This window comes from Marinobacter lipolyticus SM19, from assembly GCF_000397065.2.
In the GTDB taxonomy this organism is placed as follows: Bacteria; Pseudomonadota; Gammaproteobacteria; order Pseudomonadales; family Oleiphilaceae; genus Marinobacter; species Marinobacter lipolyticus.
The window spans coordinates 59,655-81,749 of sequence record NZ_KE007329.1 but is presented as its reverse complement, the minus strand read 5'-3'; the positions used below and the strand labels follow the sequence as shown (position 1 = coordinate 81,749).

The 22,095-nt window shown below is 57.1% G+C and carries 19 protein-coding genes and 1 tRNA gene; 11 read left to right on the top strand and 9 right to left on the bottom strand.

The annotated features are described in order from the left end of the window. Positions 1–42: 42 nt before the first annotated feature. Complete coding sequence (locus tag MARLIPOL_RS17280) at positions 43–2,028, bottom strand: SDR family oxidoreductase (RefSeq protein WP_012139620.1); 1,986 nt, start codon at positions 2,026–2,028, stop codon at positions 43–45. A 379-nt stretch (positions 2,029–2,407) separates the two neighbouring features. Here MARLIPOL_RS17280 and MARLIPOL_RS17275 point away from each other — a divergent pair, with 379 nt between their 5' ends. Further along, positions 2,408–2,707: a hypothetical protein gene (locus MARLIPOL_RS17275; RefSeq protein WP_012139619.1), complete on the top strand. Its 300-nt coding sequence runs from the start codon at positions 2,408–2,410 to the stop codon at positions 2,705–2,707. Between the two features lie 20 nt (positions 2,708–2,727). Beyond that, positions 2,728–5,580, top strand: coding sequence for an insulinase family protein (locus MARLIPOL_RS17270; protein WP_012139618.1), 2,853 nt, complete (start codon positions 2,728–2,730; stop codon positions 5,578–5,580). A 13-nt stretch (positions 5,581–5,593) separates the two neighbouring features. Here the strand turns inward: MARLIPOL_RS17270 and MARLIPOL_RS17265 are convergent, their stop codons facing one another. Further along, the gene (locus tag MARLIPOL_RS17265; RefSeq protein ID WP_012139617.1) at positions 5,594–6,232 is read right to left on the bottom strand and encodes a TIGR04282 family arsenosugar biosynthesis glycosyltransferase; all 639 of its coding nucleotides are present in this window, start codon (positions 6,230–6,232) and stop codon (positions 5,594–5,596) included. Then, positions 6,216–6,962: a TIGR04283 family arsenosugar biosynthesis glycosyltransferase gene (locus MARLIPOL_RS17260; protein ID WP_012139616.1), complete on the bottom strand. Its 747-nt coding sequence runs from the start codon at positions 6,960–6,962 to the stop codon at positions 6,216–6,218. Before MARLIPOL_RS17260 ends, MARLIPOL_RS17265 begins: the two co-directional genes overlap by 17 nt. Positions 6,963–7,058: 96 nt before the next feature. On the opposite strand from MARLIPOL_RS17260, the gene MARLIPOL_RS17255 reads away from it, so the two are divergent. The 8 genes from MARLIPOL_RS17255 (at position 7,059) to MARLIPOL_RS17220 (ending at position 12,143) form a co-directional block, all read left to right on the top strand. Beyond that, on the top strand, positions 7,059–7,706 hold the full coding sequence (locus MARLIPOL_RS17255; RefSeq protein WP_036192348.1) for an MBL fold metallo-hydrolase: 648 nt from the start codon (positions 7,059–7,061) through the stop codon (positions 7,704–7,706). Between the two features lie 60 nt (positions 7,707–7,766). Continuing rightward, positions 7,767–7,843, top strand: a tRNA-Arg gene (locus MARLIPOL_RS17250). A 171-nt stretch (positions 7,844–8,014) separates the two neighbouring features. Beyond that, complete coding sequence (locus MARLIPOL_RS17245; protein ID WP_012139613.1) at positions 8,015–8,488, top strand: AtaL-like protein; 474 nt, start codon at positions 8,015–8,017, stop codon at positions 8,486–8,488. A 42-nt stretch (positions 8,489–8,530) separates the two neighbouring features. Then, positions 8,531–9,115 (top strand): antibiotic biosynthesis monooxygenase, encoded by a 585-nt coding sequence (locus MARLIPOL_RS17240; RefSeq protein ID WP_012139612.1) that lies wholly within the window; start codon positions 8,531–8,533, stop codon positions 9,113–9,115. A 19-nt stretch (positions 9,116–9,134) separates the two neighbouring features. Next, a complete protein-coding gene (locus MARLIPOL_RS17235) occupies positions 9,135–10,172 on the top strand; it encodes a lipid A deacylase LpxR family protein (RefSeq protein WP_012139611.1) in 1,038 nt (345 codons plus the stop codon). Between the two features lie 32 nt (positions 10,173–10,204). Beyond that, a complete protein-coding gene (locus MARLIPOL_RS17230) occupies positions 10,205–10,897 on the top strand; it encodes a pirin family protein (RefSeq protein WP_012139610.1) in 693 nt (230 codons plus the stop codon). A gap of 55 nt (positions 10,898–10,952) precedes the next feature. Further along, positions 10,953–11,357 (top strand): OsmC family protein, encoded by a 405-nt coding sequence (locus MARLIPOL_RS17225; protein ID WP_012139609.1) that lies wholly within the window; start codon positions 10,953–10,955, stop codon positions 11,355–11,357. A 111-nt stretch (positions 11,358–11,468) separates the two neighbouring features. Next, on the top strand, positions 11,469–12,143 hold the full coding sequence (locus MARLIPOL_RS17220) for a polyamine aminopropyltransferase (protein WP_012139608.1): 675 nt from the start codon (positions 11,469–11,471) through the stop codon (positions 12,141–12,143). A gap of 84 nt (positions 12,144–12,227) precedes the next feature. Here the strand turns inward: MARLIPOL_RS17220 and eat are convergent, their stop codons facing one another. The 3 genes from eat to MARLIPOL_RS17205 are packed head-to-tail and all read right to left on the bottom strand — an operon-like array spanning position 12,228 to position 15,925. Further along, positions 12,228–13,670: an ethanolamine permease gene (gene eat, locus MARLIPOL_RS17215; protein ID WP_012139607.1), complete on the bottom strand. Its 1,443-nt coding sequence runs from the start codon at positions 13,668–13,670 to the stop codon at positions 12,228–12,230. Positions 13,671–13,692: 22 nt separating this feature from the next. Then, the gene (gene eutC / locus MARLIPOL_RS17210; protein ID WP_012139606.1) at positions 13,693–14,520 is read right to left on the bottom strand and encodes an ethanolamine ammonia-lyase subunit EutC; all 828 of its coding nucleotides are present in this window, start codon (positions 14,518–14,520) and stop codon (positions 13,693–13,695) included. Beyond that, entirely contained in the window at positions 14,513–15,925 is a 1,413-nt protein-coding gene (locus MARLIPOL_RS17205; RefSeq protein ID WP_012139604.1) for an ethanolamine ammonia-lyase subunit EutB, read from the bottom strand. The genes eutC and MARLIPOL_RS17205 overlap by 8 nt, the downstream gene beginning before the upstream one ends. Positions 15,926–16,147: 222 nt before the next feature. Between MARLIPOL_RS17205 and MARLIPOL_RS17200 the strand changes: the two genes are divergently transcribed. Beyond that, entirely contained in the window at positions 16,148–17,104 is a 957-nt protein-coding gene (locus MARLIPOL_RS17200) for a helix-turn-helix domain-containing protein (RefSeq protein ID WP_036192385.1), read from the top strand. Between the two features lie 51 nt (positions 17,105–17,155). Here the strand turns inward: MARLIPOL_RS17200 and MARLIPOL_RS17195 are convergent, their stop codons facing one another. From MARLIPOL_RS17195 to MARLIPOL_RS17185, 3 genes are all read right to left on the bottom strand, one after another. Then, positions 17,156–18,091 (bottom strand): hypothetical protein, encoded by a 936-nt coding sequence (locus MARLIPOL_RS17195; RefSeq protein WP_012139602.1) that lies wholly within the window; start codon positions 18,089–18,091, stop codon positions 17,156–17,158. A gap of 201 nt (positions 18,092–18,292) precedes the next feature. After that, the gene (locus tag MARLIPOL_RS17190; RefSeq protein WP_012139600.1) at positions 18,293–20,935 is read right to left on the bottom strand and encodes an AAA family ATPase; all 2,643 of its coding nucleotides are present in this window, start codon (positions 20,933–20,935) and stop codon (positions 18,293–18,295) included. Further along, positions 20,932–22,083, bottom strand: coding sequence for a metallophosphoesterase family protein (locus MARLIPOL_RS17185; RefSeq protein ID WP_012139599.1), 1,152 nt, complete (start codon positions 22,081–22,083; stop codon positions 20,932–20,934). Before MARLIPOL_RS17185 ends, MARLIPOL_RS17190 begins: the two co-directional genes overlap by 4 nt. Positions 22,084–22,095 lie beyond the last annotated feature (12 nt).

The window sequence follows — 22,095 nt, the reverse complement described above, 5'->3', positions numbered from 1 at the left end:
CCCCGGGGGGGGGGGGTTTTTTTATGCTGGCTAACCGAAAGATTACCAGTAAATACCCCGCATGATCGCCGCAAAGGCCACTTGTTCCGAGGACACCTTGGGCTTCTCGCCGGACTTGCTGCCAGCCGCCGCAGGGGAATCCGGGAACATACGGTAACCGGTATTCATCACGATCTCGCCCATCTTCGGGGCAATCGCGTGCAGCACCTGAGCAAAGATGCCAAGGCGCGTGGCAATCCGCTTGGGACGATAGACGATGGCATCTGCCACCATTTCCGCCGCCTCATCCGGGGTCAGGGTCGGCACCGAATCGTAAATCTTGGTCGGTGCGATCATCGGCGTTTTCACCAACGGCATATTGATAGTGGTGAAGGTGACGTTACGGTCAGACCACTCCGCAGCTGCGCAGCGACTGAACGCATCCAGCGCGGACTTGGAGGCCACATAGGCTGAGAACCGAGGTGCGTTCGTCAGCACACCAATGGAGGAAATGTTGACCACATGGCCACGACGGCGCTCCAGCATGGCCGGGGCAAAGCCCATGATCAGGCGCACTGAACCGAAGTAGTTCAGCTGCATAGTGCGCTCAAAGTCGTGGAAGCGGTCAAACGACAGCGCCAGTGACCGGCGGATGGATCGACCAGCGTTGTTAACCAGCACATCGACGTGCCCGTGATTTTCCAGAACGGTTTGTACGAAGCGGTCACAGTCTTCCATTTCGGCAAAGTCACACTGGTAGGCGTGAACATTCCCGCCACGGGCCTCAAGATCCGCCGTGATTTCGGCAAGACGCTCTTTCTTGCGAGCACCGATCACCAGGATGGCACCAGCATCGGCCAGTTTCTGGGCCGTAGCCAGACCAATGCCCGACGTACCGCCAGTTACCACACAGACCTTGCCTTCCACCGTGCCGCGCAGGGTCCGGTCCTTGAACAGATCCGGGTCCAGGTGACGCTCCCAGTAATCCCAGATCACCGGTGCGTAATCCTGCAGGCGTGGAACCGCGATGTCGGTCCCTTTCAGGACGCGCTCGGTCTCCCTCGCATCGAACCGGGTCGGGTAATTGATAAACGACAACACCGACGGCGGAATGCCCATATCATCCAGTACAGCACTGGTCAGGCGCTTAACCGGCGGCAGGTTTTTCAAACTCTGGCGAATAAATGGCGGCACGAAACCGAACATCCGCGAGTCGATACGCATCCCCATACGTGGAGCATGGCCGGCTTCGCAGAAGATATTGAGGATCTCCCCTACCTTGTGAGGGTCGGAATCCACCAGATGGAAACAGTTGCCATCCTCACCTTCCAGGTGAGCAATATGATCCAGGGCGTTGACCACGAAATCCACCGGAACCACATTCAGGCGACCACCCTCGATACCGATGGTCGGCACCCATTGCGGCAATGCGTGGCGGATTTTCTGGATCATCTTGAAGAAGTAATAAGGGCCGTCCACCTTGTCCATCTCGCCAGTTTCGGAATGGCCAATCACCATACCCGGCCGATAGATGCGGAACGGCACCTTGCAGCTTTCACGAACCACTTTCTCGGATTCATGCTTGGTCAGCAGATACGGATGATCCAGCTTCTCCGCTTCCTCGAACATATCCTCGCGGAAAGTGCCCTTGAACAGGCCGGCTGCAGCAATGGAAGACACGTGATGGAAACAACCGGCGCCCATGGCCTGAGCGGCATTGACCGCACTGCGGGTGCCCTCGATATTGGTCGCCTGCTGGGCTTCTTCGTCAGCTCCCATGTCGTACACGGCAGCCAGGTGGAAGAAATGGTCTACCTGACCTTTCAGGGCATCCATTGTTTTGTCGTCAATCCCCAGATTGGGGCTGGTCAGATCGCCGATAACGGCTTTTACCTGATTCTCGTCAGCGCCCCAGCGCTCCCTTAGAATGTCCAGCTTGCCCAGGGATTGCTCCCGCACCAGTACATGTACCGTACCGCCACGTGCCAGGAGCTTTTCCACGAGAAAACGGCCGATGAATCCGGTGCCACCCGTCAGAAAGTAATTCATTGATAGTCCACCTTGCCTGTTGCTCAATTGTTGTCTGTCCCTACGCCCAAACATCTACGACTAAAGTCTTATACTGTTTGGAAACGCCGGCATTGTACTTAATTGCAACCCTCATGTATCGAACTTTTTTAGAGCATTTACTCTTGTAAGTCGTTGTTTTATGTAGAGTAATTACTCTAGAATTCCTGCCGGGACTGTCAGGAACCCAGAAAGCACCGCTAAAATCGACACACTGAATTTGAGCCTAGCACAAGGTTTTGGAGCTGCCCGAAAAACTGCCGAATTACCAGAAAGAAATGAAACCACCCTATAGCAATGACATAATCTGACCATATACCTACAACATGCAAACCACTCACTCCACACCGGACACCCAAGCATGAAGAAAGACGACGCCAACGCCGAACGCTATATCGCCATCGCCCGTGCCTGCCTGAAGGCCATTAACGACACCGCAGCAAAAGCCGGCTCCCGCGAGGAGAAAATCCAGGCGGTCTACCAGGCCATTGATGATGCCTTCCAGGCGGAATTTGCCGATTATCGACAGTCGGTTGCTGTGATGGGTACCGTACTGGAGCGCATAGCCTCCGGTCAGCTGGATGCTGATACAGCTGCCTCTCTCGCCCGTAAAACCCTGGACCAGCAACCAGAGAATACCCGAAACGCACTGATCCACTGATCTCCGGAGCGAGTAACACCATGCCATCAGGTATCAACCGTATAGCCCACCATGTGCGCTGTCTGTCCCCGCTAGTCGCCCTTGTACTGTTTCTGGTCACCAGCGCCCTTACCCAGGCTGCCATCGAACCGGTGAAAAGCCCCAATGACCGGAACAGCTATCGGTACCTTGAACTCGATAACGGCCTGCAGGTGTTACTGGTGTCCTCTCCGGATTCCGACAAGGCCGCTGCTTCCATGAACGTGGCGGTAGGCAGTGGCGACGATCCGGAGAACCGGGAAGGTCTGGCCCACTTCCTCGAACACATGCTGTTCCTGGGCACCGAGACATACCCCGATCCCGGCGAGTATCAACAGTTCATCAAAAGCCACGGCGGCAGTCATAACGCCTTTACGTCATTCCAGGACACCAACTATTTCTTTGATATTCAGGCCGGGCATCTGGATGAGGCACTGGATCGCTTCGCCCAGCAGTTTTCGGCCCCCTCGTTTACACCGGAACTGGTCGACCGGGAGCGGCAGGCTGTGCATTCGGAGTTCACCTCGAAGCAGAAAGAGGACGGCCGCCGGATCTACTCTGTCAAGAAAGCCATAAGCAATCCGGAACACGCTTTCAGCCAATTTGCAGTGGGCAACCTGAGCACGCTTGAAAACACCGATGAACGCCCACTGAGGCCAGACTTGATCGAGTTCTGGAAAAATCACTACTCCTCCAACCTGATGAGTCTGTCGGTGTATGGCCCTCAATCCCTCGACGAATTGGAAGCCATGGTCAGGGGCCGTTTCGACGCTATCGAGAACCGGCAGCTGGAACCGAAGGTTCACGACGCACCGCAGCTGAAGCCCGATCAACTGCCGGCCCGGGTCACCGTGGATGCCCTGAAAGACTTGCGCAGCCTGTCTCTGGCGTTTCCGATCCCCTCCCAACTGGAGAACTACCGCAGCAAACCTGCCAGTTACGTTGCCAACCTGCTGGGCCATGAAGGCCCCGGCAGCCTGTTTGATACCCTGAAACAGGCCGGGCTGGTGGAGAGCCTGTCAGCAGGTAGCGGGATGGATACGGGTACAGAAACCAGTCTGTTGCTGTCCATGTCATTAACCCCCGAGGGGCTGGAGAACACCGACCAAATCATCCGGCTTGTGTTCGCCTACATCGACACCATTCGGGAACAGGGCATTTCGAAGGCGCGATTTGAGGAGGAAAAAAACCTGGCCGAACTCGATTTCAGATTCCGCGAGCGCAGCCAGCCGGTCAGCGAAGTCATGCGTCTCTCCAGCCAACTGCGGCATTATCCCCCGGCCGATGTCCTCCGGGCTCCCTGGCTGATGGAAGCCTACGAACCGGAAAAGTACCGCGACATCCTGGAACGGCTAACGCCGGATAACGTACTGATCACCGTGGTGGAACCGGAGCCCGGTATTGAGACACCCAGCCTGACCCAATGGTATCAGGCTGCCTGGAAACTCGAACCCGTCGATCCGTCGGTGATTGCGGCCGCACCCGACCAGGCACTGGCCAGCCAGTTGCGTCTGCCGGAGCCCAACCCGTTTGTACCCGAGAACCTGGACATGGTGTCTGGCGCGGATATGGACAAGCCGGTGGAGCTCGCCAACCAGAGCGGCCTGTCCGTCTGGTATGCCCGTGACACCCAATTCGGTACGCCCAAAGCCAACGTCTATATCAGCATTCGCACCCCCCTGGCGCAAGCCTCTGCCCGGGGCAAGGTACTGACGGAGTTGCTGGTGGATGCCGTCAACACCAACCTTAATGCCTGGGCATACCCGGCACAGCTGGCGGGACTGGACTACAGCGTTTATTCCCATCTGCGCGGGGTCACCATCAGGGTGGGCGGCTACAGCGATAAGCTGCACATTCTGATGACACGTATCCTGACCCAGGTGGCAGACCCGCGCCTGACCCAGCAACGATTTGATATTGCCCGTCAGAATGTGATCGAACACCTGCAGAACAAGGCCAAGGAACGACCTGTACAGCAGACCTCTGAAAAAGTGCAGACTCTGCTGATCGAAGGCGCCTGGAGCACCGAAGCACGCCTCCAGGCAGCACAGGAGGTCACTCTGGACGAGCTTCGGAACTTTGCCAGCGAATTGTTCTCGCACACCGATCCAGTGATGCTGGCCCACGGCAACCTGAGCCAGGCTGCGGCCCTGAACCTTGCTCAGCAAGTCCGGGCCGTCGTGCTGAACGGTGCCGAGATCACTGAGGTGCCCCGTAGCATCGTGCGGCAACTGCCCAAGGGCGAATCGGTCGTGCCTCTTTCCGTGGATCACCCGGATACCGGCTATACCCTCTATATGCAGGGGGACAATACCGGCTTCAGGGAACGCGCCGCATTTCGACTGCTGGGCCAGATCATCAGCAGCCCCTTCTATGAAGAAATTCGCACCACCCGGCAACTGGGTTACATCGTTTACGCCACGCCCTTTGAAATGCTTGAAACGCCTGCACTTGGCTTTGTCGTTCAGTCTCCGAAAGCCTCTGAGGAGGAAATCGATCAGGCGGTCCGTGAGTTTTCCGACACATTTGAAGAGCGCCTGGCGACCATCAGCGACAGTGACCTGGCACGTGAAAAGCAGGCGGTAATCAGCCAGCTGATGGAACAGGACCGCACCCTTGGAGAGATATCAGAGCGCTTCTGGCGGGAGATCGACCGGGAAGCGTCGAATTTTGATTCCCGGGAACAATTGGTCAGAGCGGTAAAGACCATCAGCCGGGACCAACTGATAGAGACCTATCGCAAGGCTGTTCTCGACCGGGAACGCGCCCTCAGAGTTGTTACCGGAGCCACGAAGATGAACGCCAACACCCTGGTCCAACACATACTGGATCAGGGGCCAGTACCGGGCGCCTGACCCCGGTGCCTGTTCAGCCTGGAGACTGGTTGAGAAATCGCTGCCAGTCTTCGGGCTCATCCACGTCCCAGCGGGGCGGCAGCAGACTCACCGACAGCCCCAGCCCGGCCATTCTGGTACAGGTCTGATCCAGCACACTCCCGGTGCCCCAGTTCACGCCATCCAGCATCCCGGCAACCACCCGGCGAGCACCGATCATCACGTATCCCCCATCATTGGATGGGCCCAGTACCACATCACTCATATCCAGTTCCGCCACAGCCTGCCGCACGTAGTCTGGATCCACTGACGGGCAATCACTGCCGACCACCAAAGCCTTGTCATGATTTTCGAGTACCTGGGCCAACGCCGCTTCCATCCGTTGCCCCAGATTTTCGCCCTGTTGGATGCCCGTGGTGATCTGTGCCAAATCCAGTTTCGATAAAACCGGGGCCGCAGCTTCTGGCGCATGGTCCAGGGCCCGATCCCACCAGAACTGAATCGGAAATCCACTGGCAATGAGATTATCCAGAACCTCCAGACTCAACCTGACGTGAGCCGCCAACGCGCCACTGGCACCCAATGCCGGCATCAGCCGGGTTTTTACCCTGCCCTCTTCCGGCCATTTGGAGAACTGCATAACCAATACTGACGACTCAGGGCTCTTGGGCATTACGGACATCCGAACGATAGGCGTTTGCCAGGGATTCCGGCGATTCGCCGCGCCAATAGCGCCAACGCAACCGCCACATGAGGAAAATAGTACGCCAGGCTCCCTGTTGTTCCCAGCGCCGGCTATCAGTGACCACCGGGTCGGTGACACAGAACGGGCGGGACACCAGTCTCAGCCGGGCACTCAGTTCCACGTCCTCCATTAACGGTATTTCCCTGAAGCCCCTGAGCGCTTCAAACACCGGGCGCCGCACAAATAACGCCTGATCACCGGTGGCGATGCCGGTCAACCAGGACCGTCGATTCATGAACCATTCGATGACACGGAACAGAGGGCGCTTGCCGCTTAACCGGACGTTAAAACGTCCCCACGCATTGCGACTGGTGTGGAACCGCTTCAGGGCCGCCAGCGTCGATCCAGGCAGGCGCGTGTCCGCATGCAAAAACAGCAGGACATTGCCAGTAGCCACCTCCGCCCCGGCATTCATCTGACACGCCCGGCCACGTCCCCCGGACGACAGCACCCGATCACACCGGGGCTCGGCGAGCTGCGGGGTACCATCGTCACTACCACCATCCACCACAATCACCTGATGACCAGCTTCGCGAATCGACGCCAAGTGCTGCAGGGTGGCCTGAATAGTTGCCGCTTCCTGCCAGACCGGAACAATCACGCTCAACCTCAGCGGTTCTCCCGGATCGTCATCCCCTTGTGACGACTGCTCGCTCATCCGCAATATGCTCCTTACCTTGAAAATTCGAGCGGAGGCTCGATTACCTTTACCATAGCTATTCTAAACCAGTAGAGCTGTCAGGTGAGTATCACTATGCCATTGAAATACAGAATCATTCCCGTGACCCCGTTTCAACAGAACTGTTCCCTTATCTGGTGCGAGGAATCCGGGGCAGCAGCCGTTGTCGATCCGGGCGGTGATCTGGACAGGATCCGCGCAGCCATCGACGAAGAAGGTGTGAAAGTGGAGAAGATACTACTGACCCACGCCCATATCGATCATGCCGGGGGCACCGCGGAACTGGCAAGGGCGCTGGACCTTCCCATTGAAGGGCCCCACCGGGAAGACGATTTCTGGATTCAGGGCCTGCCCATGCAGGCACAGATGTTTGGTTTCCCGGCGCCGGAAATCTTCACCCCGGACCGCTGGCTGGAGGATGGTGATCAGGTCACCGTCGGTAACCAGACACTGGACGTTCTGCACTGCCCCGGCCACACACCGGGTCACGTCGTGTTCTATCACCGCGAATCAAAACTGGCGCTGGTTGGCGATGTGTTGTTCCAGGGCTCCATCGGCCGCACGGATTTTCCGAAAGGCGACTACAACACCCTGGTGCGTTCCATCCGCGAAAAGCTGTTTCCGCTGGGGGACGACATTGCCTTCGTACCGGGCCACGGCCCCATGTCCACCTTCGGCCATGAAAAAGCCAGCAATCCTTTCGTATCCGATCATCGGGGATAAATGCCCGCGGGCCCTTGAGACACATCAACGGGCCCGCTATCATACCCGCCTTCTGACAATGCCCCCGTAGCTCATCTGGATAGAGCGTCCCCCTCCTAAGGGGAAGGTAGCAGGTTCGAGTCCTGCCGGGGGTACCATCAAACCTCTCCCGAAAACCATCGGTTACCAATACATAGATGTGTTCTATGTATGAAACATACTGTTCAAGATTCCCACCTACTCCCTCCTATGCATTTCCAGTAGATTTATTTGACTCGTTTTTAGGAGTCATCTGTCAAGCTGGTCTACCTGCCAATAAGGAACCCAACATGCAATTTGATCACGTGGTTCAAGTGAACGATCTGACCGACCAGTCGATCGCTACTCTAACCAGAAAACAATTGTGGGAAGGACTTGTCTCCCGGGCAACCGCTCCCGAACATTACGTCATCGGACTGGGCCAGTACGAACTGGACTGGCAGGACGACAAGCGGCTCAAGCGCAGCCTTGAATTACCAGGATTAATGGTCGAAGACCTGGTTACCTTTCAAGAAGAAGAGTCCGTACATTACGAGATCCTTCCAACGGCCACCGTACCGGGAGGCAACCTGACAATGACGATCGAAGAGCCGGAACCGGAATCGCTGTTCGTACGCTTCAGCTATTGTGCACGCTATGTTGATGAAATAGGTGAGGAACTCCCCTACGACCTGTTTGTTCAGCAGGCTTACGTGGCGGCGGACATCGACACAATTCAAATCATCCGAAACCGCACGATAGAGCATGGCGCCAATACCCAGTAAACCGCCAGCTATACTCCACTGAAACTATTGCGGGATGACCTTATGAGCAATGAAGCTAAAAAGACCACCTCCAGCGTGCATTACAATTCGGGTAGATCGATCATTATCCGACACGCGGTCCGCCCCCAACTCAGGGACCGTTACGAGACCTGGCTTCGGCAGATTATCTCTGCCGCAGCTGAATTCCCCGGCCATCAGGGAGTTCATGTCGTCCGGCCTCCGGAAGGAAATGACACTTTTGAGATTGCAGTTCGCTTTTCTACCAATGAAGAAGCCGAGGCCTGGCTAAGCTCGGATATCCGAAAGGAACTGATATCCGACATCGCGTCTGCACTGGCTTCCGACGAGCAGGTTGAAATCAAAAGCGGCATCGATTTCTGGTTTACCCCACCGGCTTCGAAAGCCAAACAACCCACACGATGGAAACAATGGCTCATCACAACTTCGGTGATATGGCCCCTTACCATGATCGTGCCAGTGGTGTATCAGCCTGTGTTTGAAAGAATTCCAGAGCTTGCAGTCTGGGGCGTTCGCCATGGGATAGTCGCCGCCACCATTGTTGCCCTTGTGGTGTACTTGATCATGCCTCGAGTGGTTCGCCTCGTTGCGGGCTGGTTATTTCGATAAACCTGACAGTGTTGAGACTATGCGTATTCGTAACTGGAATTTCTGGCCAGGTCGTCAACTGGCAAAAGCTCTCCTGATCCTTTGTTCTTGGGACGCGTCAGCGGACTCGCTGAATGGCACCTGGTTTTTGTCAGTCGACAACGACAGCTTTGCCCAAACGGATGACCACTACACCAACGGCCTGCAGATAGGCTGGGTATCAGGCTATCTGGAAAAGTATGAAGAGGGTGCCGTTCCTGGTTTTGTTGCGACGGGTTTGGGGTCTCTACCGTTGATCAACAAACAAGGCCGCCAAAGATTCATTAGCCACAGCCTCTCCCATCGAATTTTCACCCCTAACGATACAGAAACCACCGAAGCGGTTGAACATGATGTGCCATACAGTGGAATGCTGTTTGCCTCCCTCACGGCTGGCGCCCAGGACGCAAAAACCATGGACGCGTTTACGTTTTACTACGGTATTGCTGGTCCGAGTGCACGTGGCGAGGAAGTACAGAATGAATTCCATCGCCTGATTGGCGTAGATCAAGTCAATGGTTGGGATCATCAGATTCACGACGAGATCCTGTTAAATATTGCTTACGAACACCGTCGGCGTTTGTGGAGCTTTGGCAGCACGCAGGGCTGGGGCGGAGACTTCATCAGCCAACTTGGCGGCAGTCTCGGCAACCTGATATCAATGGCCACCGTTGGCATAGGCGCTCGTTTCGGTTGGGGCGTACCCGACGACTATGGCATTCCCCCTCAATTCTTTGGGGAGGAAACCATCGGCTCTCGCCCTTATACCGCCTACGGAACACAATCCGGGGTTTGGCTATTCACTTTGCTCAACGGCTCTTACATAGCAAATGCAATATTCTGGGACGGCAACACCTTCAAGGACAGCATGTCCGTTGATTATGACCCCGGTATTGCCCGCCTGTACACGGGAATCAATGCTCGCTCAGGTAATTGGAGCGGGAGTTTTGCTGTTACCAAAACGACGGTGCCTTGGGAAAACCCTACTGACAGAACAATACAAACCTACGGGCGCATAGGGATCAGGTATAGCTATTAACCAGCAATATCCCGGTAACACAGGGGCAAACCATGATTAAGGTCAGAGCGGGTAACGACCGAGGACATGCCAATCACGGCTGGCTGGACTCCCGGCACTCCTTTTCATTCGCAGAATACTACGACCCCGCGTTCATGGGATGCTCCGACCTTCGAGTCATTAACGATGACTGGGTCGATCCTGGGGCTGGGTTTGGCGCTCACCCTCATCAAGACATGGAGATCATCACCTACGTTCTTGAGGGGACAGTCGAACACCGGGATACAATGAACACGCATTCCAGGGTGAGCGCCGGCGAGGTACAAATTATGAGCGCAGGCTCGGGTGTGCGGCACAGTGAGTACAACGCCTCATCATCCGAACCCCTGAATTTCCTGCAGATATGGATTGTTCCCAACCAGCGGGATGCAGAACCTCGATACGGACAAAAGGATTTTTCTGACAGCGCGGGAATCACTCTGCTGATATCCCCAGACGGCGAGGAAGGGTCCCTGCCAATCCGTCAGGATACCCGGGTATACAAGATTCTTATTAACAGCGAAGCCCTCCCGTTTAAGCCGGCATCCAAGCGTATCTACTACGTTCAGATAGCAAGAGGTGCGCTGTCCTTGAACGGTACGGCTCTTACTGCAGGCGACGGGGCTTATATTGTCGAAGAAGACAGCTTGACGTTCAGTGCAGATCAGCAAGCCGAAGCACTCTTGTTCGAACTGCGTTCGTTTTAACACCGATAGAAATGTGGTGGTCAACCCATCCAATTCTTCAGGAGGAGCCAGAGAAATGACCATTAAACTGTCCAAAGACGATTTAGGTGAATTCCGCCAGCTAATCCGCGCAGATCAACACGAGTTGTTTGCCGACGCACGAGTCGACAACAGCTCTGATTCCGCGCCCGATCCCCATGACCTGTATGACGCGTCACTTGCAGCGTGCAAGGCCATTACGCTATTGATGTATGCCGAAAGGGCGAATATCCCTTTGGACGATGTGGACATCGAAATTGCCAGGGATAACACCGAGGAACGATCCGGAACTTACCAATTGCACGTTGACTTGCGGCTAAACGGCAATTTGGATGAATCCCATAGAAACAGACTCGAGAAGGTTGCTGAGAAGTGCCCGGTTCATAAGTTGATGACAGCTGTCACGACCGTCGTAACAACAAGTTGCAGGTTGGCCGAATGAGGAGACAACGCTTCAACCACCAGCGTCATTTGGGAATGTTCAACTTTGTATTCCGCTATTCATGAATCCTCAGGTTAAGATGCGAGTCCGAATCACCAAACGGAACCCCAAATGGCTCGCTTCAACGAAATCGGCACCGCTACCATTCCTGGCAAAGGAACCCAGCTGCGCCTGCTCCAACGCAACGACGAATTCTCCATCAAGATTGCCGGTACCACCGGTGAGCTGATGAACAGCCGGATACACGGCTCCGAGGACGCCCTGGCCACGCTTGCCTGTGAGCGTATCAACGGGCAACCTGAGCCCCGTGTGCTGATTGGTGGGCTGGGTATGGGGTTTACACTGGCAGCGGCGCTGTCAGCGTTAGCCGAAGATGCCCGGGTAACGGTGGCTGAACTGGTGCCCGAAGTGGAAGCGTGGAACCGGGGGCCATTGGGGGCTGCGGCCGGGTATCCGCTGAACGATTCGAGAGCCAGCGTTCACCTTGGCGATGTGGCGGAGTTGCTCAGAGATGGGGATGGCGACTGGGATGCCATCCTGCTGGATGTGGACAATGGTCCGGAAGGCCTTACCCGCAAGGAAAACAACTGGATTTACTCCCCGGCCGGCATTGCCGCCGCCCAGAAATCCCTGCGCCCTGACGGCATCCTGGCTTATTGGTCCGCCGGCCCCGAGCACGCCTTTACCGAAAGGCTTCGCCGTGCGGGATTTGCGGTGGAGCCAGTCACGGTGCGTGCCCTACGCCCCGGCAAGGGGGCACGTCACGTTATCTGGCTGGCCTGGTAAACATCCCCTTCGCCAGGCGCCACGGCGCCATGCAATCATCGGGGGTACCCGCCATCTGGCATGGTACCCCGGGTTTTCACGCGTTCAGGCCTCCGCGGGCTTAGGCGACAATCCATCCGCACTGTCTTCGTCCAGGTCCGATTCCGCATCCAGAATCAAAGCCAGCTCTTCATCCGCTGTTTTCGCGACCAGTTTGTTCTTGCCGTAAGCAAAGTAATAAATAGCGCCGACCACAAACAACACCAGGGTGTAGTTGAAGGCACGCGGATCGAAGGCGTAGACACCGGTCATGGCAACCAGCGACAGCACCAGTGCCAGGGAGGACGTAAAGATTCCACCGGGCGTTTTATAGGGGCGTGGCAGGTCCGGTCGATTGAGGCGCAGCAGGATGTGGCTGCCGGCCATCAAGGCGTAGGAGATAGTCGCTCCGACCACGGCCATGCCCAGGATCAAATCCCCTTCCCCGGTCAGCGAAACCAGAAAGCCGAACACACCGGGCACGATCAACGCCCACTTGGGTGCCTTGCGCTCGCTGGTCAGTGACAGGACTTTGGGCAGGTAGCCTGCACGGGAAAGCGCGAACACCAGCCGGCTGTAGCCATAGATGATCGAGAAGAACGACGCAATCAGGCCCATCAGCCCCAGCATGTTAATAAAGGTCGCGAGAGTTCCGTTGCCGGTGGCTTTCAGGGCGTCCACCAGGGGTACGCCACTGGCACCAATCACATCGGCACCCGCTGCACCAGCCAGCAGGAACACCACCAGAGTGGCAGTGAAGAGCAGGAAGATCATTGCACCAATGATGCCTCTGGGCATATCCCGCGCCGGGTCCTTGGACTCTTCCGCCGCCAGGGGAACGCCTTCAACGGCCAGGAAAAGCCACATACCGAAGGGCAACGCAGCCCAGACGCCGTACCAGCCAAACGGCAGGATCTCGCTGGCGCCGGCGGCATCCGTGGGTGCAATATTAAAGAGATTGGCGGTATCAAAATCACCAATCAGAGCGGCGGCCGTTGCGATGATAGCCACCACCGCCAAACCGCTGATCACCATCATCACCTTGAGCGCCTCTCCCACGCCGGCAAGGTGAATACCGACGAACACCGCATAGAACAAGGCGTAGACCCAGGGCCCGTTAATACCCAGCAGCTCCTCTACGGCTGCCCCAATGAAGATAACGATGGCTGCGGGTGCAAGGGCATATTCGATCAGCACCGCCAGCCCGGTCAGGTAACCTCCGGCCGGCCCCATGGCGTGCCGGGCAAAGCTGTAGCCGCCCCCGGCCACCGGGATCGAGGCCGACATCTCAGCCAGTGACAGCACCAGTGCGAAATACATAACCGCCATCAGTGCCGCGGCAATGGCAAAACCACCCCAGCCGGCCTCACCAATGCCAAAGTTCCATCCGGCAAAGTCGCCGGAGATGACGTAGGAAACACCCAGCCCTGCCAGGAGCACCCAGCCTGCCGTGCCTTTCTTGAGCTGGCGCTTGGCCAGATAATCCTTGTCTACGTTGCTCGTTGTCATGTGCGTTCTCCAGGTAAGTTCTTCAGTTTTCCGTGAGGAAATTTTTGTTATTCGACGTTTTTTCGATCACAACCTCTTCTGTCCGATCTTTAAGGTCGACTCCGGAAATCCTGAGCCGTCTTGCTTCCCGCATCAGATAGAGGAGGCGTTGGCTGGCATGTTCAAAACTCAAACCGGCGGGCCGCACGTTCGAGATGCAATTGCGGCGTGCATCGCTCAAACCACTCTCGGGGCCCCAGGTGAGGTAAATTCCCAGGCTGTCGGGTGAGCTGAGGCCGGGGCGCTCACCGATCAACACAATCACTACGCTGGCCCCCAGGGATTCACCAATCTCGTCCCCGATGGCAACTCGCCCCTGCTCTACAATGGTCAGCGGCGCCAGTCGCCAGTCCCCTGCCTCGTCCTCCAGATCCCGGACAAGCTGCGTGACCATGGGCAAGGCGTTGTTCTGGATGGCGGATGAGGACAGGCCGTCAACGATCACAATGGCTACATCAGACTTACCCGTGTCACTGGCGCGATACCGGGAAAGGCTTTCCAAAGATTCTGTCGACAGTCTCCGCCCGAGATCCGGGCGCTGAAGGTAGGTCAGCCGGTCCTCCGCCTGGCTTTTGAGTAGCAGCGGAACCTTCGGTAATGCCAAGGCTGATTCGTCCAGATCCTCCATCAGACGCTTCACATCCAGGGGAAAGTGCACCGCATCTCTCGCCTGGGCGTGGGCCAGCTGGAACTGGAGAAGTTCGTGGGTGGGCAGGCTGACACCGGCCCTGCCCAGGCCAATCCGGGCGTCGGTGAACTGGCGCAATACCCGCCAGACGTTTCCGGTAACCAGTGACTTTTGTTCACTCATGGCCGGCCTCCCGGGTCAGGCCCTTCAATGGCTCCCTGAACAGGTCCGGTAACCGCCGGCTTGGTTCGTAGCGTGAGTCGCTCTCGAAGATCTGCATGCGAACGAGCCAATCCTCGAACTCGGGCGCCGGCTTCAGGTCCAGGACACGGCGGGCGTATAGAGCATCGTGGAAGGAGGTGGTCTGGTAGTTCAGCATGATGTCGTCGGAGCCGGGTATGCCCATAATGAACGTGCAACCGGCAACCCCCAGCAGGGTAAGCAGATTGTCCATATCGTTCTGGTCGGCTTCGGCGTGGTTGGTGTAACAGATGTCGCACCCCATGGGCACGCCGAGCAATTTTCCGCAGAAGTGATCCTCCAGCCCCGCCCGGGTGATTTCCTTGCCGTCAAACAGGTACTCCGGCCCGATAAACCCGACCACGGTGTTAACCAGTAACGGATCGAAACGCCGCGCCACAGCATAGGCCCTGGCCTCACAGGTTTGCTGATCGATGCCGTGATGGGCGTTGGCGGATAGTGAGCTGCCCTGCCCGGTCTCGAAGTACATCACGTTGTTGCCCACTGTGCCCCGTTTCAGTGACAGGGCCGCATCCTGCGCCTCCTGCAGCGTCGCCAGATTGAATCCGAAGCTGCTGTTGGTGGCCTCAGTACCACCGATGGACTGGAACACCAGGTCCACGGGCGCACCCTGCTCGATGGCTTCCAGGGTATTGGTAACGTGGGTGAGCACACAGGACTGGGTGGGAATGTCGTATTTCTGAATGACATCATCCATCAGCCCCATCAGCTTGATGGCCTGGCTGACGTTGTCCGTGGCCGGGTTGATGCCGATTACCGCATCGCCGTTGCCATAGAGCAAACCATCCAGGAGGCTGGCGGCAATGCCCGACACGTTGTCGGTCGGGTGATTCGGCTGGAGGCGGGTTGAGAGATGGCCTGGCAGACCGATGGTGTTGCGGAACGCCGTTGTCACCCGGCATTTCCTGGCCACCAGAATGAGGTCCTGGTTCCGCATGATCTTGCTGACGGCCGCCACCATTTCCGGTGTCAGGCCGCTACGGAGCCGTGCCAGTGTCTCTGGCGTGGCCTGGTCACTCAACAGCCAGTTGCGAAAGTCCCCAACGGTGAGATGCGCTACCGGAGCAAATGCGACTGAATCGTGAGTATCCAGGATCAGTCGCGTCACCTCATCCTGTTCATAGGGCACCAGCGCCTCGGAAAGAAACGCCAGCAACGGCAATTCGGCGAGGCGCATCTGGGCAACGACGCGCTCCTCGGCCGACTCCGCAATAACCCCGGCGAGCCGGTCACCGGAGCGTGCCGGCGTGGCCTTTGCCATCAAATCCGCCAGATTCCTGAAATGCCAGGTCCGCGCGCCCAATGTGTATGTGTACTTGTAACCCATGTGCTTTTAGCCCCTTAACAGGGTCCCCCCGGAAAAATCACCGGATGCGGAGGAACGGATATTGCTGACCATTCCACTGTAATCCTCCTGTCACAGCTGAGTTATCGAAAAATGGCAAACCTCAATAGGCACGGAAGTCGTATGAAATTAGGCGCTAAGTCCTGTTGGCAGAATCCGGGAACCGGGTCCAAGCTGGAACGAAACGACTCTTTCGGAGTTCGCATGGATCAACAACAAGAAAAAGAAGCACCAAAGAGGTGCACTTCGGTCGCGGATGATGCCAACGAGCACGCCGGCAACCTGACGAACTGGCACCAGCAGTACGATCAGGTAGGCAACGGTCGGTTCCACGGCAGGATTGACGAGCTGCACCTGGATGGCATCCAGCTCTTCATCGAACACACCAGCCATGCCGTTAGGCAGCAGTGTATGGTGTGGCCGGAATCCATCTGGTTCGGCATTCCGAGCAGGAACGAGGACGTCCGCATCAACGGCCAGCAGGCAGAACATACCGACATCCTGTGCCGCCCGGGAAGCCGGCATTTCGAGCTGGTGACGCCCGACAGCTTCGACATGCTCAGCCTGGTGGTCCATCAACGGGAACTGAAACAACAATCGGAATCCCAGGGCATCGAACTCAAGGTGCTGGATACCTCAAGCTATCCAAGACTGAAGCTGCCGGTCCAGACCCTTCGCAATATTCAATATTTGTTGCGGAGGATTGTCCGCACCGAGTCCAGCCGGCTGGACGGACAGATTCATCACGACCTGCTGATCATGGCGGTGCTGGAACTACTCACTGTGGAGAAGCCCAACCGCACGGTAGCGCCCAGCTACGCCCACCGGAAAGCGGTGGTGGAAAAGATAAAGGCCTATGTAAACACTGTCGACGATTTGCCCGTCACCATGGCAAAGCTCTGTGAAGTCGGATGCGTCAGCCGGCGCACACTTCAGTACAGTTTTGAAAGCATACTCGGGATTAGTCCGCTCCAGTTTCTGAGGATCAGCAGGCTGAACCGGGTCAGGCGTATGTTGCGGGAGGAAGGCGCGCAGTCCGTATCGGATATTGCGGCGTTCAATGGCTTTTATCATCACAGCCAGTTTTCTGCTGACTATAAGCAGTTGTTTGGGGAGTGTCCGTCTGAGACGTTGGGGCGGTGTTCGGGGGAGGTTGCTTAGAATGATGCAGCGGGCGGAGGGTATTATCTCCGCCCGCTGTGAGTCTATCTATTAGAAAATCAGGGATTCACAGGTGTTGTAGGGTACCGCCTCACCACTACTATCAATGACAACCATTGCCACGTCACCGGTTCCCGTATCGTCCAAATACCTGATCTCGGCGAAAGTGCTGCTGTCTCCATCCAGTCTGATAATGCCACTTTGCGGGCAACTCTCACCGGACGCCACAAATACGGATTTTTGTGTGGAGATATTGATATACCCACCAAGGGCTGACCCGATGAGTTTGGACTCAAGCGAAATACTCACACCGGAGCCATCATCCTCCAGAGTGGTCAACGCATTGGCAATGGCGAAATAGTCATTTCCAATAATGAATTCCAGCGCATCCGTCCGATACTTTTCAGTGTTCTCACCGATATCCCACTCATCCAGTCCCTTGGCGACAATGTCGTCGCCAGAAGCGATGACGGTCCCGGTCAAATCGAAAACCTGAAAGCCGGCGTTGCCATTGCTCATGACTTCGTTGACGTAGGAATAATCGCCGTTCAGGACAATACGACCAAAGGTCGGTGTATCCAGCTCGCAATTGTTAAACTTCCAGCGTTCATCGTCACTGACATCGTCACTGTTCACTGTGATAACGACCTCACCGTCGTTGTCACAATCGTAGGTCAGTACGTTGCCCGAAACATCAGAGGGTGAGCGTGAGGTAACGGCATTGTCCACTTGCTCTGCCAACAGATAGGCATTTTCAGCATCCTCATACAATTCGAGGATCGAGTCAGTCTCTGTCTGACTGCTAATGGCCACCTGTTTCTCAGCGTAACCATTCGGATCAACGGTAATGTCAGCGCTGGAAGGTCGCTCAGTTGGCGTGTCATCAACGCTACTGCTACTGCTACTTCCACCGCCCCCACCACCACAAGCGGTTAAACCCCACACGGATACGGATGCCAGAATTACGGCAGTTGTTGTTTTGACCACAGCAAACACTCCCTTTTGAGCTGGCCGGCGCGAACAGATGAACAGCCCGTGTTCATCTGACTTCCTTTCGCGTCTTCCTGAGCTGACTCACATACTGGTGATTAGCCGAAGCGCCACCTGTTATGTATTCGATACACCTGTTATCTGAGAGTAGTTCATACGACAAAAATTCGGCAATATTTTGCAAGATTTGACGATTATTCAGTCTGTGGTTTTCAGTGCCTCAAGATCTCGTGGCGCCACGCCCAGATCCTGCCAGTTTTCCGGGTGGCAGGTGAACAGCAACACCTGATGCCGGCTGGCTGCATCAAACAGGATGCGCTTCATTTGATCCAGGCGCTGGCGATCACTGTGCACCAGGGTATCGTCGAGGATAATCAGGGTCGGGCGGCCAGCTTCCTGCAGCAGATCCGCGTAGGCCAGGCGGCTGATCAGCCCCATCTGTTCCCGGGCACCAAAGCTCAGATCCAGGACATCTCCGGTTTCCTGGCCCTGCTGGCCGGCACGGGTCAATTGACCTGGAATCAGGTTGTCGTCCACATCCAGGTTTGCCTTGGGGAAAAGCACGCCCAGATAGTGATTCAGGTGCTTCTGCAAAGGCGCCTGGAGACGACGGGTCAGAGCCTTACGCTTTTCCTGCAGGAGCGTGAGCAACAGATCCAGGGCTTCTGCACGCCGACGCAGCTCGGTATAGCGGCGAACCACATGTTCCAGCCGCGCCGCCATCTCTTCCCGTTGCTCCTCCAGACCTTCAGCGCCCTGGCTTTCCAGCTTGCTTTCGAGGCTCGCCAATTCCAGGGCTTCCTGCTGGTGACTGCGCTCCAGCTGTTCGGCACTGGCTTTGAAGCGGGCCATATCTTGTTGCAACAGTTCCGGGCGAGCCTCGTCAATCTGTTCCTGACGCTTGCCGACGGACTGTTGCAGGCGAGTTTCCCGCTCCCCGGCTTCGGCAATTTGAGTCTGGAGGGATTGCTCGGCAGCCTGGCGTTCCGGGTTTTCCAGCTCGCGTTTCAGTTGCTGCCATTCGGCCTGTGCATTCTCCAGCGCCTGAGTGGCAGCGAACAGTTGCTTGCTGTGTTCCTGAAGTTTGCCATCGGCCTCCCGCAATTGCTGTTCCGCCATGTCCAGTGCCGCTTCCGCACTGGTCAGGGACAACGGTTCCCCCGGAATCTCGGACAGCGCCTTCTGCTCGGACTGCAATTGTTCCAGCCGTCGGGTGAATTCCTGTTGCTGGCTTTCCAGTACGTCCACACCCTGGGGAGCGATGGACGCCAGCAATGCCTCCAGGCGTTGGATGGTCTCCTTGCGTTGCGCCTGCTGCTCGGCCAGTTTTCCTGCCTGCTCGGGGGAGTCGACCTTCATGGACTTGAGCTGATTGTCGTAACTCTCCTGCAATCGCTCCAGCTGTCGCTGAACCCGGGCGAGATCATCACCGCCGGGGGTAATGGTCAGCTCGCCTATACCGGGTAATGCCAGGGTAGTGGCCTCCAGTAACAGCTCGTCTCCTTCTCCCTGGAGGGATTGACCATTCAGCGTCAACGCCTGCCCACTCTCCAGGGCGTAATGCAGCCGGGTCGCGATAGCTTGTGATCGAATCCGCTCCTGCTCCAGTTGGCGCTGCGTCTTTCGCAGGGCTTCCAGGGCCTCCAGATCTAGGGGGTTGGCCTGCTGCTGGTTGCGGGTTTCCTGATGCTCGGCCTGATGGGCGCGGGCCTTTTCCAGGTTTTTGCCCAGCGTTTCCAGTTGAAGCCGCAACTGCTTGATATCGTTGTCCAGGCGGTTGCACTGTTCCTGCTCCTTTGCCACCCGCACCTGTTGGCGGGCCTTGTCGTAGGCCTTACGGGCCTGTTGTTGGGCAACGGTCACCTGCTCTTCCCTGGTCTTCAGGGTATTCACGGTTTCTTTGCAGTGTGCCAGCGTCTGTTCACGTTCGTTCAGCTTACGAGCAGCGACTTGCGATTGCTGCTGTTGCCGCCGCAGAAGCTCAAGCGTCTGCCGGCAATCATCCAGAGCCTGCTGCTCCCGCTTCTGTTCCTGCTGCCACTGCTCAATTTCCCGGAAGCGGTTTTCCGCCTCCTGCTGGCTCTGGCGGGCGGCTTCCCAGGGGCGCTCCTGCTCATTGCGCTGATGACGCTGGCGCAGCTCCCCTAACCGGTCAACCATCGACTGGTAGTGCGCCACCCGCTCGTCCAGGGCTTCCAGTTCGGCGGCCAGTTGACTTTGTTCCTCGCTCAGGCGGGCGTAGTCGCCCCGGGGCTTACCGGTGGCTGTCAACAATTCGGCACGCTGTGCCTGCACCTGTTGAATAACATCGTCCCCGCCGCTGCTGGCCACCTCCCCCAGCAGGCTGTTGAGAGCCGATTTCAGGTGATCGCCAGCGTAGGCAACAGCATCGTGAACGTTCTGCCCGCTGCCCTGCTCCACCCATAACAGGCCTGGAATCCCCCAGTGTTTGTCCTGACTGGCGCCGCGGGGGGCAAACTGAAAGCCCAACAGGTCTGCCAGTTTATCTTCCGCTTCTTCTCCGGAGTAACTTTCGCCGGCGACCTGGAGATCACAACGTTTCTGTTGCAGGAAGCGCTTTCTGAGCTGCCACTGTACGCCCTGGCACTCAAAATCCAGTTCCACGGACGGGGCTGCGGAGGAATCCCCCCAGGGTCGCAGGTCATCCACACTGCTGGATCGATGGCGTTCAAAGAAGGCCGCTCGAATGGCTCGCACCAGAGTACTTTTGCCCGACTCATTGGGACCATGAATCAGATTGAGGCCCGGCCCCAACTCGTTCAATTCGAGGGGCTGCCGGAACTGTCGCAACTGTTCGAGACGAAGGCGTTGCAGTTTCATGGCTGACCCTCCCCGGCGTTCCCGGACGCCGGTTCGATGCGATCCCGCAACAGGCTGGTCAGGATCGCCAGAGCATCCCTCGATGTGGCGGCCTTCTCATCATCGGCGTTTTCCTGTTGCTCCCTCAATTCACCAATAACCTCGCCCAGATAACCATCGGCATTGAGTTCGGCAATATCTTCATCGGTAGGCTGAAGGGCCAACTGGCTGCGATCGCACTGCACGCTCCGATGCCGGGCCTCGGCCACCGACAGGGCGTGGAGAAGTTTCTGCTCTCCCGCCAGGTCCACCTCGCCAGACAGCCGAATATCGACCACCGCCGGCGCCGGCAGTTCTTCCAGTCTCTGCAGCAATTCATCCAGATCCGTGGCCACACTGAGGTGTTCACGCCACTGGACCCACTCAAACTGGCCAATGCGATGGCGGCTGACGTCCGGTTCCGCCCCCGGCCCGGCAATGTCCACCACCAGCGCCACGCCCGCCTCGTTATTGCGGAATCGCTCCGGCTCCGGAGTGCCGCTGTACCAGGTGCGGGCGTTGATCTGTTTCACACCGTGCCAGTCACCCAGGGCAAGATAATCCAGGTTTGCCTGCGCAGCCCGGTCGGCGGCAATCGGGTTGGCCGAATCGATATCCTCCGCCAGCAAACCCTGGACACTACCGTGGGCCAGCCCCACACGCAGCAATTCCGGAGACGTTTCCAGGTGATCAAAGTTCTCGGTAAGGTCACTGTGGGTATGGCGCTGGGTCAATGGCGCTGCGAGAACGGCCAGCCCCTGCGCTTTCAGATCAACAACCCCCGGCTCCAGGGCCAGGTGAACGTTGTCGGGCACCGCGTTCAGGCGTCGGGCGCGAGTCCACACACTTTCCGCCAGGGCGGCGTCGTGGTTACCGGGCAACATCACCCAGGGACCGGAAAAACCGGACATGGCGTTGAATACCCTGCGAATGGTTCGATCCGCCACGGTCTGGGCATCGAATACATCCCCCGCCACCAGCACTGCATCGCATCGCTCATCTCTGGCCAGTTGAGCCAGACGTTCAATGGCGGTAAACCGAGCTTCCGCCAGCGCGACGGCATCATCGTTATCAAAGCGGCTGTAATAGCGGCCCATCTGCCAGTCTGCGGTGTGAAGAATTCGGGGCATGACATTCCTTTT